We start from the raw sequence: 18,275 nt of genomic DNA on the forward strand, positions 1-18,275 counted from the left end.
CGCTGATCGCTGACAGCCGACTGCTATTAACCCGACTGAAATGCATCATAAATCTGTCGTGCTCTCTCTTCAACACTCCCTAAATAATTTTGACCTATTTGTTTGATGTAAAGTTCGGTTAATTCACCACTTGCCTCACCGAAGGCTTTGGCGAACTTCCGACACTCCTCCTTATCGCCCCCGGAGGCGTAGGCTTTGGTCTTCGCATCTGTGCCGGATTTTCGGACTTCAACAAACTTATCATTAAATTTGAGATAACTCCCATCACCGACAAATCGGACATCCTCAAGCGTTGTGAAATCAAGGGTCGGAAGCGCATCCGCAAGGATGGCACGCGCTTGTTCCATGCCTATTTTCTTTTCACGGAGCGCAATGGCGATCCCGAGAAAAAATAGGTCGTTCTTGTCGCGTTTCGCTTCTCCCCCCAGTTTTGCCGCGCGGAGTTTTTCAGGGTTCGGTTCAGACTCGTTGTAATAGGTGATGTCCTCTCTGACATCGCACGTTGCGGTGATTCGACTCTCCGTAAAAACACCAGCGAGATAGTCAGACAAGGGCATATTCTCCTGCTTGCAGTGCGCTGCGAGTGCTGTGACGAGCACCATAGATTCGCCTGCCGACTTCTCACGCATCGCAATAGCAGTGCGACCGCCTTGACTCCGAATGAGTGCTTCAGGACCGGTAATCATTCCGCCGCTCTCTTCACCAGCGAAAATCAGTCGCGGTTGCACACCGAGGGAAATCGTTTCACCGTAGACATCTTGAACAACAACTGGATCATCTGGTGCCTCGGCGAGTTGCTTCTCAATCTTCTTCATAATCGCGGCGATCTCTTTGAAACCGACTGGCACGTTAATGACCTTAACATCGTTTGCCTCACCCCATTGGTCCCAAGCAAGGGCGGAAGGTGTCGTCTTAATCATGAACCGCGGATGATCTTTCCAGCGTCCAGAAGTTTTGAGCTGCTTGGCGTAGAAGTCCATCAACATGAGAAATGCTTGATTCGGCGTGTAAATCGTCAAGAGTCGGTCGTCACCGAGATCAAGATAATCGACACCGAGGTGTTCCAATGTCTCTGCTCGCGATGCGTCCTCTATTTCACAAACGATAAGCCGATCACCATCCGGATCGGTTGCTTCAATAACAGTCCCGATGGGCTGTGTTTTGAGTTTTGTTGCGTAATCTGTGGATTTTACAACGTCAAGAATACTAAAATCGCAGCCAAGGTCATAAAATTCAACCTCGCCGGTCTTCGGGTTTCGGTCGAGTTTCCCGATATTGTGATAGAGTGGATCTGCCTCAACGTGAAGCCAGCGGACAGAGTTCCCAATGCCTAACCGCTCAAAAATAGCACGCATCGGACGATACATACACCCACCGACGCAATCGACTACGATTGGCGGTTTCACTTTACGAATGAGATTGAGATTCGCCTCTGTGGCGACACCACCTTTGAGATAGCCGACATAAAGCTGCACACCGTCGTGGAGTTCATCCAGTCGTTCAAAATCAATGTGTTCGTTATCAACTGCGCTGAACTGAATTGGATAGCCTTGCATTTCAGCGGTTTTGAGAATCTCTTCAATCTTGTTGACGAACTGCATGGATTCTTCCGGCAGATATTGACTCCCCTGATTGTTGAGGTCCTTGGTTGCGTTTTTGGTGCTAACGGAGTGGCTCGATGTGACATGCTCGCCACCGTCCAAATCAAGCATGAAAATCAGGAAAGATGCCATCCAGATGGGCAGTGTACCGAACCCTTTTGGTACGTACGTGCGAATCCCTTGTGCGGCTTGGATTCGAGCGATGTATTCGACATACTTCTGGGAGTTATAGCGGACTTCACACCCTGCGAGCTTCTCAACCGGCTTACCATCTGCGGTTTCGTTTGCGACAAGACTCTTACCGAGTGTCGCCAAGATAATTCCGATCTGGTTAATCGGGAAGCGGGTGTCCCAGGGATATAAAATATTCTGCGGACCTCGGATGCCGGCGGTCGAGACCTGCGCTTCCTTCGCATAATTGCGAAACCACTCCCAGAGGTTCAAACGCTCAATCAGTGCCTTATCAAGATGGAATATGAATGCCTCTGATTCGTCCTGCGGGAAAAGGGGTGTTTTAATAGAATCGGGTGTATTCCGTTCAACGACTGCGAAAAGCTGCTGTTCGGTGTGGTCCCTCTGATGACGATAACTCTCGTCAACCCTGATAATCATCAACGCCTCCTAAGGCGGATAGGAATTTGACAGACATATTATCACACTTCCATATTTTTTTCAAATCTGAATTTCTGGTTTGCTGATTAACTCTGACTTTCAAAAACATTTACTTTTTTCGGCAATCGGGATATACTTAATAACATAACAATCAACCTTACATTCCCCTTGTGTTTTGGAGCGGAGTTCCATGAAACGCCTATATCTATTACTCCTTTTTGTTTTAATCGGCGCAGTGTTATATTTAGACACTTATCCTGTCTTTGCGAAAGCACCCGATACTCCTAAAATCGTCTTTTCGGCATATCGTGAAGAAAATCGAGACATCTATCTCATGAATCCAGACGGAACCGAGCAGATAAACATTACCCAACACAAAGCACTTGATGGGTATCCCGTATGGTCCCCTACGGGGATGCAGATTCTCTTTGCATCGGATCGAGATGGCGTACGTGATTTATACTTGATGGCGGCGGACGGCTCTAACGTACAGAAGGTATTTGCGAAACGAGCGGATCGCTCCTCAGCCACTTGGTCGCCGGATGGCAAACAGATTGCTTATAGACGGCGGGAGCCCAGTGGAGCATTCGTCTACATCGCCACAATAGATGGCAAAAACGAGGAAAAAATCGCTTTTGGAGCTAGTCCTGCGTGGTCGCCAGATGGAGAAGAAATCGCTTTTCTCACTGGATGGCCCGAACGTATGCAGATCACTATCCTAAATGTTAACACGCGCAAACAGAAAGTATTCTTTCCCAAACCGGTAAGACCCTCGTGGATGACATCCCCAGCATGGTCACCTTCAGGGAATAAAATAGCGTTTACATGGGTCCATAAAGCACCGCTGGGAGAGTTTGCTGATACAGAGACAATTTACACTATAAACCGTGATGGCACAGGGCTTCAACAGGTCATTGATGACGAAGGCTTTCAGGAAACTTCTCCAGTCTGGTCGCCACGGGGAGATGCACTTCTTTATGATCGGTACACTAAAGGCAAACAGATGCAAATTTACAAAATTGGATTGAATGGCGGCGTTCCTGAGCGACTCACAAATCCGAAATTCTGGCATCTTGTAGGGGATTGGTTCGATCCAGCGTTTGCCCTATCTGTTTCACCGCAACCACAATTGGCAACAACGATATGGGGACTGATAAAACAACAGTAGTCTTTTTGTGATTAACTGATCCGTCTCGTTTACAAGGTGCTACCGTTCCCGTTCCGAAACAAGCAGATCAAACGAATTGCTCTGCCACCCACCTTCCATGACGATGTTGTCTTTTGTTTCACGTAAACGATCGACCATACGTGCTTTCATGCGGCGGAGTACATGTTTGTAACCGAGGTGATTTGCCAAGTTATGGAGTTCATGCGGATCGCTCTTCATATCGTAGAGCTCATCCTCGCTGTATGGATTGTAGACGTACTTCCATGAATCTGTCCGTACCATCCTAACAGAGGCAAGCGTCGGTTCATACCCGTGAAATTCGGCAAACACGTCATCGGGCCAATCCTCCACATCTTCTCCTTGTAACAGCGGCACAATCGACCTGCCGTCAAGATTATCGGGCATCGCTGCACCACCGAGTTCCAAAAACGTTGGCATGAGATCTACAAGGTTCACAAATTCATCACACGTCGTTCCTTGTGGTGTTCCGCCCGGCCATCGGATGACCAATGGAATGTGGTGTGTTTCCTCGTACATGTGGAACCCTTTGTTGAAAAGTCGATGGCTGCCGAGCATATCGCCGTGGTCGGTTGAAAAGATAACGACGGTATTTTCTGCCAGACCGTTCGCCTCAAGGCAGTCGAGAATCCGCCGAACTTGGTCGTCAATGAAGGTGCAGAATCCCCAGTAAGCAGCGATAACCTTCTGCCAATCGTGCCACGTCAAATGGCTGGCGTTCCACCGGAGCATCTCCTTCTGCTGGATGAGGGGTTTGTTGATGAATTGCTCATCAAAATTTCCCCACCGTTCAACGGTGTCAGGATCGTACATCGTATCGTAAGGTGCGGGTACGGCATACGGGAAATGCGGTCCGAAGAAGTTCGCGGCAATCATAAAGGGTTGCTCGGAATCCGTATAGCCGTTGATTAGTTCGATCGTTTTATCGGCGGTCCACGCTTCCATCGTCCGTTCAACGGGGAGCGGAAGTCTTCCATAGAAGGGTGCCTCGCCACCCCACTCAAAGGGTTGGACGGCATCTCTATCAATTCGGAAGTCAATTCCGTCCTCGCGGAGCCACTGATGCCACTCATTATAAGGGTGCCATTTGTCGTAGCCCCAGAACTCGGTGTCGCCTTGCTTGGCGAGGTGCCACTTACCGATACAACTGACCTGATAGCCTGCTGCACTTAGGAGTTTTGGATATGCTGGTTTGTCAAGAATCTGGTTTGCGAACACGCCGTTGAAATTCCCCATGTTTGAGAGTTGTCCGTGGTTATGGGGATAGAGTCCAGTGAGCAGCGACCCACGCGCCGGTGAGCAGAGCGCGATCGGGGTATAGGCGTTCGTAAACCGCATACCTGTTGCGGCGATTTCGTCAACGGCAGGCGTTCTACAGACGGGAGCACCATTGCAGCCCAGAGAATCGAAACGCTGCTGGTCGGTGAGAAGGAAAAGTATATTGGGTTGTTGTGCCATATTATTCCTTTTCGGCTTTTTGATTCGGTAGAGGTTGAAACCTATGTATGACTCAAACTTTATAAAGGAGAGGTATCCCAATGCGAGCGAGGCTGATTCCGATTGCCGTGAAAACCCATTTTCTCATAAGTTGAATTGCAGTTGCAAGAACATTGGTGTCAGCATTCCCTTTGAGATTCAAGTGGGTTCGGATACGATAGCGATATTCTTTGGTCCTTTGAAGTCGAGTTCAATTCGCTCAAATTGGACCGAATGTCGTCGATAGAAGTCCTCAATTGCCGTCAACAATTCATACTGTCCGCGACGCTGTTCATCCCAGAAGTTACAGCACGGAATTATCACGGCAGGGCGTACAAGGGCTGCCTCTCCCAATTGACGTAATGCGCCATCCGGATGGAGTCCAACCAACAAGTCATAGTAGTCTGCCATCTCAGGTTCAAATTGTTCGGGACGATGTTCAATGCCTTTGAGTACTGTACGGCGCGGATCAATGAGTTCGCATGCGAAGTTTTTCTTTTTGGTGAGAAGGCGCGTTAATATTCCCTTGCCACCTGCAACATCGGCAACAGCCTGGATCGTATTGCCGTATCGCGACGCAATAAAATCTGCGACGACTTCAAATCGTTGTGGATCGCCGTATACTGGGTGTTGTTTTCTACTCATATCAAATTCTCCGGATTTAACGCCTCTAACGCGGGATGGACGAAGCGACCATCTTTCCGAATAAGGTTTCCGTCAAAAGACATTTCTCCACCACCGTGTTCTGGTGTCTGAATCATCACCATATCCCAATGGACAGCGGATCTGACTCCGTTATCCGCTTCCTCATAAGCCTGACCGGGTGTGAAATGAAACGATCCAGCGATCTTTTCATCGAACAGAATATCGAGCATCGGACTTGTGATATACGGGTTGAACGCAATAGCAAACTCGCCAATATAGCGTGCTCCGTCGTCTGTATCGAGGATGGCGTTTAGCCTTTCAGTGTTATTCGCCGTTGCCTCAACGATTTTACCATTTTCAAAGCGGAGTCGGATGTCTGTAAAGGTGGTTCCTTGATAGATTGTGGGTGTATTGAAATGTATAGTGCCGTTGACGGAATCTCGCACAGGGGCGGTGAAGCATTCGCCATCGGGGATATTCTTCTCGCCAGCGCAAGGAATAATGGGAATATCCTTGATACTGAATCGCAAATCAGTACCCTCACCGACGATGTGGACTTCATCGGTTTCCTCCATCAGGGACTTGAGGGGAACCATCGCGCGCTCCATGCGGCTGTAGTCGAGCGTGCAAACGTCGAAATAGTAATCCTCAAATGCCTCCGTGCTCATCTGCGCCTGCTGCGCCATTGCTGGATAGGGCCAGCGTAGGACAACCCATTTTGTGTGCGGCACGCGGATATCATTGAGGGGCCGAATCCAATACTTTTGATAGCGCTGCATTGCCTCTGACGGAACATCAGACATCTCTGTGATATTATGACTCCCACGAATACCGATGTATGCTTGTACCTTCTCCATACGATATATTTCGTATTCACCAATCAATTTTATTCCGGCATTGTCTCCACCAAGGATGACTTCACGTTGGATACGGTTCTGTTTGAGTTCAACGAGCGGAATCCCACCAGCGTTCCGAACCGCTCGAATGAGGGCAATGACCATCTCCTGCGGGATGTCAATGCCCTCTATGAGCACAAATTCGCCGGGTTGGACTTTGGTGGAATGGGTTGTGAGAACGTTTGCGAGTTTATCAAGTCGTGGGTCGTGCATATTTACCTCGAAAATGATTGTGGTTGCGTATGTAAAAATTCAAAAACGGATTTCAATTTTCAATATTGTTCATTTGATTTAAGGTGTTTTCTCCCAGAACAGCCATTGCATTGTCAGTGAGCGACATCCACCGCATATCATCTGCCCCGAGGCGTAACAGGTGTGTGGCACCCGGTGCATCATTTGCACCTAAACCCCGCTCGATAATATCTGTCCGTGGATCGCGTTCAAGCCATTTGGCAATTCTGTTTTCCAAACGTTCAGGAGAACGGATAGCAAAGATATTTACAATTTCCGCCGATTGCAGATCCAAGAGAAAATCGACATTCCAATGCAAGGTTTTTCCCTGTCTCGGCAATAGGTTTCCGCTTCCCAAACCGCATTCGGTGAATTGGTGTATCATTTTTTCCCGGATGGTGTGTGGTGGTTTATCACCGCTCCGCGTTGCGTGCCGAATGAGCCGCCGCGCCAGTGAAGTCGCGCCCTTCTCTGACAGTGCGGAACCGACATAGGTATAATCACCAGCAAGTAGTGAAATCCATTTCCCTTTTTTGAAGCGTCCGAATTGTAATGTGGTATTCCCTTTAAGGCGGATTCGCAAGATGTATGTTCCAGCCTGTGATTCATCGCCGATGATGCAGATGCTTGGATTTTCCATCGATTCAATACATAGGCTATATCTCTGTCAACCCTGGGACATGTTCGTTTTCATATTTTTCAGTAAAAGGAGCAGGCACCCGCTGTGTGTCATAGCGGAACCATACACAGGTAGTGTCTGTTATTTTAAGACTCATCGGACAGGAAGGCTCCGCTACAAGGCACATTTAGTTTTCAAGGTTCAAGAGGGCATGTGTGAACTCATCAATGCTTGATGCTTGCGCGGCAACACGGTGTAACTGATCCAGACGTTGTAGATCGTCAATGGCACTCAGAAAAGGCTTTAGTTTTTCCGCGACATCCGTTTGGAATCGGACATCTAACACTGTGAGTATTGCTTCAACTGCGTACTGTTTTTTCCCTTGTTCAATGCCTTGTTCAATGCCTTGCTCGATACCTTGCTCGATACCTTGCTCGATACCTTGTTCAATGCCTTGTTCAATGCCTTGTTGCAGTATATATCGGTAAGTCGATGATTCTAACATAGGTCCCTCCATTAGATGTTGAATGTCGGCAGGATCAACGATTAAACCACTCAAAACCCATTGCCATAGTAATAAATCCTTCTGAAGCTCTGGCTCTAACGACAGTGCACGCGTGATTTGATGACATTCCTCAACCCATTCGACCGCTGATACCCCTGCCCGTGGGCGCATCAACGGAGCAAACGCCATCAAGGAAGTCTGACCCGTCTCAAAAATGGACTGACCCTCAAGTTCACTGAGGCGGATCACTTGATACTCTATTTCAATCTTGTGTCCTGGAAACGCTTGGCTATACCCGCCCGGATCATTCTGACCTGCATCCGGGCTCAAATAGATGATGTAAGACAAAATCGGCAAGCCGTATCGTTCAAAGCATCGCCCGAAATAGCCAACCTTGCGTTGGATTATCTCTGTCCTCGTCTCCCTGCTGACTTGGAATTCAATATGCACTAAGACTTCTTGCTCTTCAACAAGTGTCTTCGCCAAAACGTCCATACGGCGTATCTCAACGGTGGGAAGTTCAGTCTCAAGTTGCTCAAGGAACTTCAGCCCTGGGATTTTGGTCAGGGCCCGCAATAAATCTTCGGTGAACGTTCCAAAGATATGTTTGCTGACAATATCGTATCGGTTGTGCGGTAATTCTTCAAGGAACTGGTTTAAGATATCTTCCATATCCAGATTATACCTCTATTTGTTGATGAATGTCAACTTTTTTGGCAGAAATATTCAATTGTCAAATTGTCTGAATCGCGGATTATCGCGGAAGACGCAGAGGACGCGGAGCTGCGGGTTTGGCAGGCAGCAACCGCTTGGTAATTTAGCGGGGTTTTGGAAGAATTGAATGGGTCTGACTTTTTTGGAATTGGGTATTGAAACAAAAGCGAAAATCTATTAGAATAGCAAAAGAGGAAGATCGTTACAGCAAGCGCACGTAAGTCCAACTTCGGCGGGCTGGATAAACGGAACGGTATTTTATTGCTATACCCACCTCAACGAACCGCAAGGAACATTAAAAGAATGAAAACGCGTCTATTATCTGTTGGATATGTCACGGTGATTGTGCTAATGGTGGTACATCTTCTGCCGGTTTGGGGTTTCAAGTATTTCCCGACACAAGACGGGGCAAGTCATATCTATAACGCTTATGTTGTGAAAGAATACCACAAACACGAAAACTACCGTTTACGCGAAGTCTATGAACTGAACGCGACTATCTTTCCAAACTGGACATCCCACGCACTCTTGGTATTACTGTTGTATGTCTTTCCGCCGCTCGTTTGCGAAAAGATCGTGCTGACGCTCTGTATCAGTCTCCTGCCGCTCTCCCTATTATATGTCCTCAACGGTGTTCAAAAGAAAAATATGGTCTTCGGACTGCTTGGGTTTCTCTTCGCCTATAACTACCTGCTTCACATGGGATTTTACAATTTCGTCCTCAGCATGTCGCTGTTTTTCTTTACGCTTGGCTACTGGTGGAGAGTTAAGGATAAACTCGGATTGATCAACATCGTGGTCATATACGTCCTGTTGTTGGCGACTTACCTAACGCACTATCACTCTTATGCGTTGCTGATTATGTCGTTGACGTTCTTCGCTCTTTTCTCATCAGGCTATGATGCGCTGCGTGGAATGTGGGGATATAAGGAGACATCACAACCACTGGCACAGCGTTTCAAAGAGGGTCTGACGAAACTTAAACCTGCCCTGACTTTCATAGGCAGTCTTATCCCTGCTTATTTTATCCTATTCTCCTACTATTTCTTCCTTACCAACGCTCACGGGGAGGATGGTAACCATAAGGGATTTGCGTGGTTAAATGACTATTTCTTTGGCATGAAATCTTTGGTCTCTTTTCGGGACGATCACGTACTTATCGGACGGGTGCTGTTAGTCTTTTTTGCTACTGCCTTTGTACTTACGGTCATCAATAGAATCTGGCAGTGTTATCAATTTCGCAAATCAGAGGAATGGAAAGAGACTGGCGAACGACTTTGGATGAGGTTTGTGAGCCAGATGGATGGGTTTCTGCTCATGGCAATTCTCATCACTGTAATGTATTTCATAGCCCCGTGGTCAGGCTACAGCGGCGGCTGGATAAACGACCGGTTTCATTTGTACATATTTCTTGTGTTGCTGCCATTCTTCGCTGTCAACCTGCATCGCTACGCAAACTATGCGGTAGCGGGAGTTATTATAGTTCTATCCCTATGGCATCTCGGCTACAATGTCCACACATACACGCTACTCAATCGGGACATCACCAACGCGCTCTCATTGGAGGGTATGGACGAAATAGATACGATTCTCACGAGTGAACCGGGAGAATGGGGTGGTTTTTCAGATTCGCTCGGTTTTCAACCGAAATACGTTGAACCGTTTGGGCATATCGAGGGTCTACTGGCAACGCATAAAGGAATCGGTTACCTCGATAACTATGAAGCGAATACGGATCACTTTCCGCTGCAATACAAACAAAAAGAATTGCCTTCTGATTACGCCATCATTTGGCGGACAGAGTATGACGATGTTGCCGGTTTAGAGGAAGAGTATGAACTCATTGATTCTAACGACTACAACCGCCTCTATCGCCGCAAGCGTGCAGCACCGAATGCCGAAATGTGGGGTGGTGGAACCACCGTTGCCTTTGATTTGCAACCGGACGATGGACAGACGGCACCCGGGTATATCGCTGTTCATGGGGATACGGTCTATATGGATGGGCAATACGGCTGGCTGACAGAATCAGAGCGGGAAGATTTCAAGAATGAATCTGAAGCCTCCCAACCCTACGAAGATAGCATTTGGGCGATGGAGGATGGCGTTTTCCGAGTGGCACTTCCCAACGGAACGTACGAAGTGACCTGCTATTTCAGTGCCAGCGAATCTGAACCGTTAGAGATAAACCTCATTGCGGGGGGTGAGAAGCAGATTCAACGATTGCGGATTCCTGTCGGAAATGAGACAATTGAGAAGCGTTACAATATCACGATTATGGATGAACACCTAACACAAGTAATATATACCCGTGGGAAAGGTAAGTACAAACGGTGGGGTTGGAGCGGTTTTAGCATTCAATCAACCGATGATGGACCGAACTTTCGTCTTTCTGAAGAAACCGAGCAATGATGATTCGGTGGAATGTTTAGTCCTTATGTCCTACGCCAGTGGTTTTCCCCAAGTACCCCTTGCTTCTAATCTGCCAAACTTCGGTGTTTGAATCGGGATGCGTAATCATCCCAGTATTGTCGTGGTCTTGCTGTTTTCATAGTTGTCAATGTTACCCACTACCTGAAGGTAGGGGCTTGTGCTTCCTCGACAACGGCACTTCCGAAGAAGCGACTTACATCGTCTCCACTTTAGGCAGCCAAGCCTGCCCGTTTGATATTGATAGCAGCGTTTACGTCTCGGTCGTGGTGCGAACCACATTCGGGACACGTCCACTGCCTATCAGAAAGAGAGAGGTCTTTGTTATGGTATCCACAATCACTACAAGGCTTTGTCGTTGCTGTCCATTGCCCGATTTTGACAAAGGTTTTACCGTGCTTCGCACATTTCTGTTCCAGTATTTGCAGAAACTGGTAGAAGGCGTGGTCAGAGACTTTGCGTCCCCAAAGCCGTTTCATGCCGTCAAGGTTGAGTGTCTCAAAAAAGAGGGTATCAAACTCTGTGCAAAGTTCGTCAGCAAGTTTCCACTGCCAATCTTCTCTTTGTCTGGCAACTTTTCTGTGTTGCCTTGCCAAAGCGCGAGCCGCACGATACCAATTGTTAGAGCCTTTGACTTTACGACTGAGGGCTTTACTGAGGGATCGCAACTTGTTGAGTGATTGCTTGAGAAACTGCGGAGATTCTATCTTGTGTCCCTCGTCGCTTGTAAGGAATGTTTTGTTTCCGTAATCAAACCCTGCGCTCTTACCCGTCTTGGGTTTGTTTGTGGAATCGTCAACATTTTCACACGAAAAGTATATCCAATAGTCTCCACACCTATCTCGCTTGATGGTGATTGTCTTAAGGATACCTTTGATTTCACGGTGTTTGTGGAAGGAAAACCATGTATCTATGCAATTGATTTTGATACGGTTTCCTTCGAGGGTATAGCCCGCTTGTGTAAACGTCATAGAGGTGTATTTATGACGCGGTTTTATCTTCGGTCTACCAACTTTGCGGTTCGTTTTACCGGCTTTTCGGTCTTTCTTATTCTGAAAAAATGCGTCTTGCGATTTACCATACCGTAATACAACGTCTTGCACAACTTGGCTCGGCAGGTCTTTCCAATGCGGTTTCGTTCGCTTTTTGAGGGTGGCAATATGCCTTTTGAGTCTATATGCCGACACATCTTTTCCAAACATACGACGATACCGACGTGCCAACAGCATGATATGCAGGTGAATGCCCCACATATCATCAATCATGTTGCCAAGTTTGATGACATTCTTTTGAGACTGAAGTTTGAACCCGTAGGCTTTTCTCATTTACCGCTTTGACCTTCAATGTAATCTTTTATGACTTGGAGGGTTACACCCCCACAGGAACTGACAAACTTTGAACGTGTCCACAGAGAGGGTAAACGACTGTTCAGGGATGGATACTCTGAACGCAAAGCTTTGGAGGTATACCCTTTGATTTTGCCAATGATTTTGTCTATAGAATGCATGGGCGGTATATCTATCAACAAATGGACGTGTTCAGGTTGAGTTTCAATCTCTATGATATGGTAATCGTAGTCGTCCTGCTTTTCGCGTATCAGTTGCTTAAGACGACCTTGTATCTGTGTATCCAAAACTTTACGCCGATACTTGGTACACCAGATGACATGATATTGACAACTATAGATTGTTTTGTTCGTTGTTCGATAATCACGCTTTTTATTAGCGATTTTCAGTGGCATAATATCTTACCTTTCTATTGTAGTATATGATACATTATACCACATTTTGATTAGATTGGCAAGTTTATTTTCAACAACGTCCTACGCCGTCTACATCCCCTACCTAAAGGCAGGGGGTTTGACGGGAATATGCTAAATTGTCAGGCTCCGTCTCACAATCACGATCCCGGACATATCGCCTTCCAGTTCACGATAGACCTGAAAGCCGGCCCCAAGGAACATGTCAAGACGTCCGTGGAAGTTCGAGTAACTGTCGGTGGCTCGACGGTCTGGGTACGCCTCCACAATCCGTAGGTTTCGCTTGGCGAGTAGATCACACGCTGCCTCGAGCAGAAGGCTTGAGAGTCCTGTGCCTCGAAAGCGTTTGGTTACAACGAAGCACACAATGGACCCAACAGATTCATCGTCAGGACTCGCCAGAACGCCCATAGCAGCTAAGTGCGAAAGGGAACGTTTTTCGGCTGCGTGGCACCACCCAACCGGACGGTTGTTGAGATAAGCAAGGATGCCTGTCGTTTCACCGCGTTGGATAAGTTCAGCCTTCCACGCACGGTTTGCTGCGGCAGTTCTCTCAGACCAATCTTCGCCATTGGCTCCGACCCAATGGAAATAGCAACAGTAGCATGAGGCTCCCTCGGGATTGTCGGCGAATGCGTCTCCATCGAAGTAGTCAAGGAAATCGTCGGCACGGTCTGGTGTAAGTTCGCGGAGTTCAAGGTTCGTCAAGTCTATATCATGCGGCATTTCTGCTGATCCTTTCCAGAGTCAAATAGTGTCTATAGTAAACCTACAATTAATTAGACATTGTAGAAGGGCGAGGTTACAAACCTCGCCAGCGGTGGTGAGGTATTTTATGTTTTCCAAAGCACCCTCTTACTTTCGGGTTTACTATATATCGTTCCTTGTCCACACCTTGATTTAACACAACAACTCAGGAAGATCCCTTATTGAGTCTGCCCGTCCTAAAGGAGATGCACCAGACCATTTCAAATCTCGATCTTGATACCACGCTGCCTGAATCACCCTCATGCCGACAGATGCCGCACCTTGCAGTTCATCGTAACCGCCATCCCCAACAAAGTACGCTTCGGAAGGTTGAACACACATACGTGAACACGCTAACTCGAATATCTCCCTATCAGGCTTCATTACGCCGACACTGCAGGAAAATACAACTGGGTCCACGTGATCTTGAAGCGGACAGAATCGCCAAGCGAGGACCTCTTCTGGTAAGGCATTGCTGATAACCCCAACTTTCAGCCCACGCGCTCGGACTGCGCGTAACATTTCAAATATCTGAGGCTCGACACAACTCAAGACTTTTGATTTCCATACCTCATGCTCTTGGGCGGCCACGACAATTTCATTTTCCGTGAGGGGCGACCCGACTGCTTTGCACAAATGGGTGAACCTCGCCAGACAATCAGGAAATTTTCCGATCATCGCGGCATCCTCGTTCTCTGACCACCAAAGCAAAGATTTATCTTCGGTCGTGCCCAGTCGTTCATGGAACGGAGCTCTTGCTTGGAAATCACTTCTCGTTTTCTCAGTTATGAGCGTCTCGAATAAATCAAAGAAGACTGCTTTCACATTACCGCTCCGTTAGGTTGTCAATTTTCCACATACTGTTTCTCGTCCCCCGAACATGAAAACATACTGTTGGCGCGATTGTCGCGCAGCACTTGAGGTATCATCTCTCCAATACATCGAGACAAGATTTCAAGCGACGATCATGATCGGCATATTGTTTTAGCCACTCAACGACCGTTTTGCCATCCTCAAGTCTGGCTTGTAAATCCGCGCCATGTTCTACAAGATACCGCGTCGTTTCTACATGTCCATGACCGGCTGCGCAGTACAGCGGAAAATGCGCGTGATCTGATGTTACATTGACATCCGCTCCACTGCTGACCAACTGTTCTACAATTTCTTGGTCACCGTTTCGCGCAGCATGGTGCAAGGCTGTATCACCACGGGCGTAACGCTCCTGCACTAACGTTGGATCGTCATGGAGCATTGCGTTGACTCGCTGTACATTGGCTAAGAAAACGGCGTATATAAACTGGCGAGCGGCTTCGCTTGATGGTTTGGCATGTGCATCCAAGCCGCCATACGCAACGAGTAATGATACGACCTCCTTATTGTCTGGTACTTCCCCAGCATAGTGAATCACATAACCATCATGCGCTGCCAAATCAGCACCACAGTCTATTAGATATTTAACAACATCATAATGGCGGTTTAATCCGGCATGAAATATAGGGCACCATTCGTATTTGTCGTCTTGATTGACCAGACGAGGATCCTGTTCAACGATTTTCTTTACGACATCGAGGTCCCCGTTGGCTGCCGCGTCATGAATTGAACCGAGTTTCATATTTATTCTCCATCGTGTTAGGTTAATTGTATTTCCAAAAAATAAATAGTAATTTAAGTTTACATTATATATGATAACATATTTGATTCAAAAATGCAAATTCATTTTACTTGTTGAAGGCATTTTTCTTTGGGAATGATTCCGGGGAGACTCTCAATACATACCTATGTCGAAATGGTGTGAGTTGACTCATGGTGTCCATAACGCATCAATCTTGCCCATAATTGATGCCACTTTCTCAGGCTGGTTGTGTTCAAGAACATAGAGTAAATCCGGCAATGGAGCGGTATGGCGATAAAAAGCGCAGCGAGAATACCAACCTTCGTCAATAACGCCATCGTAATAAGCAACCAAATCGCCAACATCTTCTGCCGGATCACCAATCGTGCAACTTCCCCAATCAATAATTCCAGTGACGGTTTCCCTATTGACATCGACTAAAATGTTGTGTGAATAAAAGTCTTGGTGAATAAGAACGGGGGTAAAACAAAAGATAGACGGGTTGGCTATTACCTGTTTGAAATAGATGTTAAGTTCTTCTTGCTGTTTGTGGGTGAGCAGCGGAAAGATATGGGTTTGTATTTTTCCGTGCATTTTAGTTATCCCTTCCTGCCATGCCTGTGGTGTCGTATAAACATCGGTCTCAAATAAGTCTTGCACACGGTCTACCGGAAAGCAATGCAATGCGGTGAGAAAAGCCCCTAACGGCGGTTTCCACCACGATGCCGATTGTACGTGCGATGGACACTGATCCAGTGGCGTTCCCTCAATGAAGGCATATCCCCCAAACACAAACGGATAATGTTGTGTGGGTTGCCCATGGTAGAGATACTGCGGAATAGGTAAGGGAACGGTAGGAGCAAGTTTGGTCAGTAAACGTATTTCACGGACCAAGGCGTGTGCTGCGACCTGATGTTTAGGGAAGCGAAAAACGAACTCCTGATTGACCAAAAACGTCCGGTTCGCCCAGCCTTCGTGGAGTGGTTCCCATGTTTCAATCGACAACTGAGGGAAGTTTTCGGTAATCGCTGCGTGGTAATTTTTCTCAGTTGCATGGTGGTGGGATCGTATTTCGACCATTGTTTCTCGTTTCTATGTGTCACTTCAATTACCATACATACAAATGGGGTTCTCTTTCCCGAATCAACGCCTTCACCTGAGTTGACTCGATTTGCAGAGCAATCTCTTGGCTGCCCATGTAATTGCGCCATTCTGTATCGGGAAGTAAATCCATTTTATAAAGGATTTCCCGAATTGATTGACAGATGGTGTGGATGATCTCACCGCGCGTTTCATGATTGTTTGCTGATTCGAGTTTCTTAAGAGATGGTTCTATAATGTCTATCCATTTCGGGAGGCTTTGTGCCTGCCAGTGTAGCCATTTCCAGTATACGGGAAAACGCTTATTGAGCAGACACAGAAGTCTTAGAGTCCCTTCAACAAAAGCACCCTGGCCGATGAGAAAACCTATACCGTCTCCGCGTTTAGCTAAACGATGGCACGAATTGTAGTCGCCATTGTGCCAAATTCCCCATAGATCACTCGCGATCTTCCACTTCCAGATGTCTGCCGGATAGTATGCCTTTTGGAAAGAGGATATGCGTTCGCTAAGGGCATTTGAAGGGTCGTAGAGAACAAAACCAGACGACGCGTAACAGAGGTTGTTGTCATCAGCGGCAGCCCATTCCTTGATCGTTACCGGTGGATAGGCAGACTCGTGAAAGTCACGATAGACTGCGTCAATGGTGCTTATCCGTATCGTCTTAGGTTGCAATTTGGCTGTGTCAATTCCTAATAGCTCATCTGGAATAACTGTTTCTAAAACCTGAGAAATAGAGGAGCCATACTCTGCAATATCCTGTTCCGACAGCAGTAGTTGGCACTTGTTCGGTCCCCAGTCGTGATCGCGTGACAGTTCGTCGTCGGCACCCAAAACGTCAGATCCTAATCCGATGACTCCAGCACTAAGACGGGGAAGGACATCCGAAAAGCGTTCTTTTAAGACGGGTAGAAAGACTTCATCAAATAAAATTTTACAGTACACGTGCCCCTTCAGCGGTAACTCATAGTTTTCAGGGTTGAGCTGCGAAGAGTCTTGTTCTTTCATCAGCCACCTCTTTGGTGATGCGACGATTTTGTTCAACGAATGATCTTGCAGAAGTGAGTTGGAGAATCCGCTTCACCTTGGATCCCTGCACTCAATTGTTAAAAATATACTAAATTTTCTGGAAAAGGTCAAAATTTTTGAGTCGTTTTCTTTGTGGTACGGGCAAAAATTGTGACGGGCACTGATAGTGCTGGCGATGTTTCAAACCTCAACCAAGCGCATTCACCACAGCGTCGCCGACCTGTGAGGTTGTGGCTTGACCGCCAAGGTCCTGTGGGAGGGTTTTGCCTGCCTCGACGACCTTTAGTACGGCTGCATCTATCGTTTGTGCCGCTTCTACCTCACCGATGAAGCGCAACATCATCGAACCAGAGATAATTGCTGCCAATGGATTCGCGATGCCCATCCCCATGATGTCCGGGGCACTCCCGTGAACCGGCTCGAACATCGACGGGAATCGACGTTGTGGGTCGATATTGCCGCTCGGAGCCAGTCCCATGCTTCCGGTGATAATTGCGCCGATGTCCGTGAGGATATCCCCAAACAGGTTGCTGGCGACGACTACATCAAAGTCTTCTGGTCTCCGCACGAAATCCATACAGGCTGCGTCCACAAGCAACGATTCCGTCTCTATGTCGGGATACTTTGTGGCGACTCGCTCGAAGGCTGTATCCCATACAATCATGCCGTAGCCTTGCGCATTCGATTTGGTGATCGAAGTGACTTTGCGCTTCTTATCTCGTGCCCGAGCTTGCTCGAAGGCATAAGTGATAATCCGCTCGCAGCCGTGGCGCGTAAATACGCCAACCTGCACGCCGATCTCTTCGGGGAATCCTTGGTATTGAAACCCACCGACGTTGGCATATTCCCCTTCTGTGTTTTCTCTTATCACCACCAGATCAATATCCCAAGCACTTTTGTCCTTGAGCGGCGTGTTAATGCCGGGATAGAGGACACTGGGTCGCTCACAGACGTACTGATCGAATCTACGTCGGATAGGTAACAGAAGCCCATTGAGCGCAATGTGGTCTTGGATGTCGGGGTGCCCGACTGCGCCAAGATAAATCTGGTCGAATTCCGCAAGGGTATCAAGGGCATCTGCTGGCATCATGTGCCCATGCTCGAAATAGTAGTC

Annotated in this window: 16 protein-coding genes; 2 read left to right on the plus strand and 14 right to left on the minus strand. The window is 47.4% G+C overall.

Features of this window, described 5'->3' with window-relative positions; all coding sequences use genetic code 11:
- Positions 1-26: 26 nt before the first annotated feature.
- A complete protein-coding gene (locus tag OXH39_16630) occupies positions 27-2,213 on the minus strand; it encodes a hypothetical protein (GenBank protein MCY3552089.1) in 2,187 nt (728 codons plus the stop codon).
- Positions 2,214-2,403: 190 nt separating this feature from the next.
- On the opposite strand from OXH39_16630, the gene OXH39_16635 reads away from it, so the two are divergent.
- Positions 2,404-3,381, plus strand: a complete 978-nt coding sequence (locus OXH39_16635; GenBank protein ID MCY3552090.1) for a hypothetical protein — start codon at positions 2,404-2,406, stop codon at positions 3,379-3,381.
- Between the two features lie 39 nt (positions 3,382-3,420).
- Here OXH39_16635 and OXH39_16640 read toward each other — a convergent pair whose 3' ends face one another.
- The 5 genes from OXH39_16640 to OXH39_16660 form a co-directional block, all read right to left on the minus strand.
- A complete protein-coding gene (locus OXH39_16640) occupies positions 3,421-4,857 on the minus strand; it encodes a sulfatase-like hydrolase/transferase (GenBank protein ID MCY3552091.1) in 1,437 nt (478 codons plus the stop codon).
- A 177-nt stretch (positions 4,858-5,034) separates the two neighbouring features.
- Complete coding sequence (locus OXH39_16645; GenBank protein MCY3552092.1) at positions 5,035-5,520, minus strand: hypothetical protein; 486 nt, start codon at positions 5,518-5,520, stop codon at positions 5,035-5,037.
- Positions 5,517-6,629, minus strand: a complete 1,113-nt coding sequence (locus tag OXH39_16650; protein MCY3552093.1) for an aminopeptidase — start codon at positions 6,627-6,629, stop codon at positions 5,517-5,519. Before OXH39_16650 ends, OXH39_16645 begins: the two co-directional genes overlap by 4 nt.
- A gap of 52 nt (positions 6,630-6,681) precedes the next feature.
- Positions 6,682-7,287 (minus strand): DUF123 domain-containing protein, encoded by a 606-nt coding sequence (locus tag OXH39_16655; protein MCY3552094.1) that lies wholly within the window; start codon positions 7,285-7,287, stop codon positions 6,682-6,684.
- A 166-nt stretch (positions 7,288-7,453) separates the two neighbouring features.
- Complete coding sequence (locus OXH39_16660; GenBank protein ID MCY3552095.1) at positions 7,454-8,443, minus strand: hypothetical protein; 990 nt, start codon at positions 8,441-8,443, stop codon at positions 7,454-7,456.
- A gap of 345 nt (positions 8,444-8,788) precedes the next feature.
- Here OXH39_16660 and OXH39_16665 point away from each other — a divergent pair, with 345 nt between their 5' ends.
- A complete protein-coding gene (locus OXH39_16665) occupies positions 8,789-10,897 on the plus strand; it encodes a hypothetical protein (protein ID MCY3552096.1) in 2,109 nt (702 codons plus the stop codon).
- A 230-nt stretch (positions 10,898-11,127) separates the two neighbouring features.
- On the opposite strand, the gene OXH39_16670 is transcribed toward OXH39_16665, so the two are convergent.
- The 8 genes from OXH39_16670 to OXH39_16705 all read right to left on the minus strand — a co-directional run.
- On the minus strand, positions 11,128-12,240 hold the full coding sequence (locus tag OXH39_16670; protein MCY3552097.1) for an RNA-guided endonuclease TnpB family protein: 1,113 nt from the start codon (positions 12,238-12,240) through the stop codon (positions 11,128-11,130).
- Positions 12,237-12,650, minus strand: a complete 414-nt coding sequence (tnpA, locus tag OXH39_16675; GenBank protein ID MCY3552098.1) for an IS200/IS605 family transposase — start codon at positions 12,648-12,650, stop codon at positions 12,237-12,239. Before tnpA ends, OXH39_16670 begins: the two co-directional genes overlap by 4 nt.
- A gap of 138 nt (positions 12,651-12,788) precedes the next feature.
- Complete coding sequence (locus OXH39_16680) at positions 12,789-13,400, minus strand: GNAT family N-acetyltransferase (GenBank protein MCY3552099.1); 612 nt, start codon at positions 13,398-13,400, stop codon at positions 12,789-12,791.
- A 174-nt stretch (positions 13,401-13,574) separates the two neighbouring features.
- Positions 13,575-14,246 carry an HAD-IA family hydrolase gene (locus OXH39_16685; GenBank protein ID MCY3552100.1) on the minus strand — a complete coding sequence of 224 codons (672 nt, stop codon included), beginning with the start codon at positions 14,244-14,246 and terminating at the stop codon, positions 13,575-13,577.
- A 100-nt stretch (positions 14,247-14,346) separates the two neighbouring features.
- The gene (locus tag OXH39_16690; protein MCY3552101.1) at positions 14,347-15,033 is read right to left on the minus strand and encodes an ankyrin repeat domain-containing protein; all 687 of its coding nucleotides are present in this window, start codon (positions 15,031-15,033) and stop codon (positions 14,347-14,349) included.
- A gap of 189 nt (positions 15,034-15,222) precedes the next feature.
- On the minus strand, positions 15,223-16,113 hold the full coding sequence (locus tag OXH39_16695) for a phosphotransferase (protein MCY3552102.1): 891 nt from the start codon (positions 16,111-16,113) through the stop codon (positions 15,223-15,225).
- Between the two features lie 28 nt (positions 16,114-16,141).
- Entirely contained in the window at positions 16,142-17,140 is a 999-nt protein-coding gene (locus tag OXH39_16700) for a DUF4037 domain-containing protein (protein ID MCY3552103.1), read from the minus strand.
- Between the two features lie 208 nt (positions 17,141-17,348).
- A partial coding sequence (locus tag OXH39_16705) for an isocitrate/isopropylmalate family dehydrogenase (GenBank protein MCY3552104.1) occupies positions 17,349-18,275 on the minus strand: 927 nt, incomplete at its 5' end.

The sequence above is a fragment of the Candidatus Poribacteria bacterium genome (assembly GCA_026702755.1).
Classification (GTDB): domain Bacteria; phylum Poribacteria; class WGA-4E; order WGA-4E; family WGA-3G; genus WGA-3G.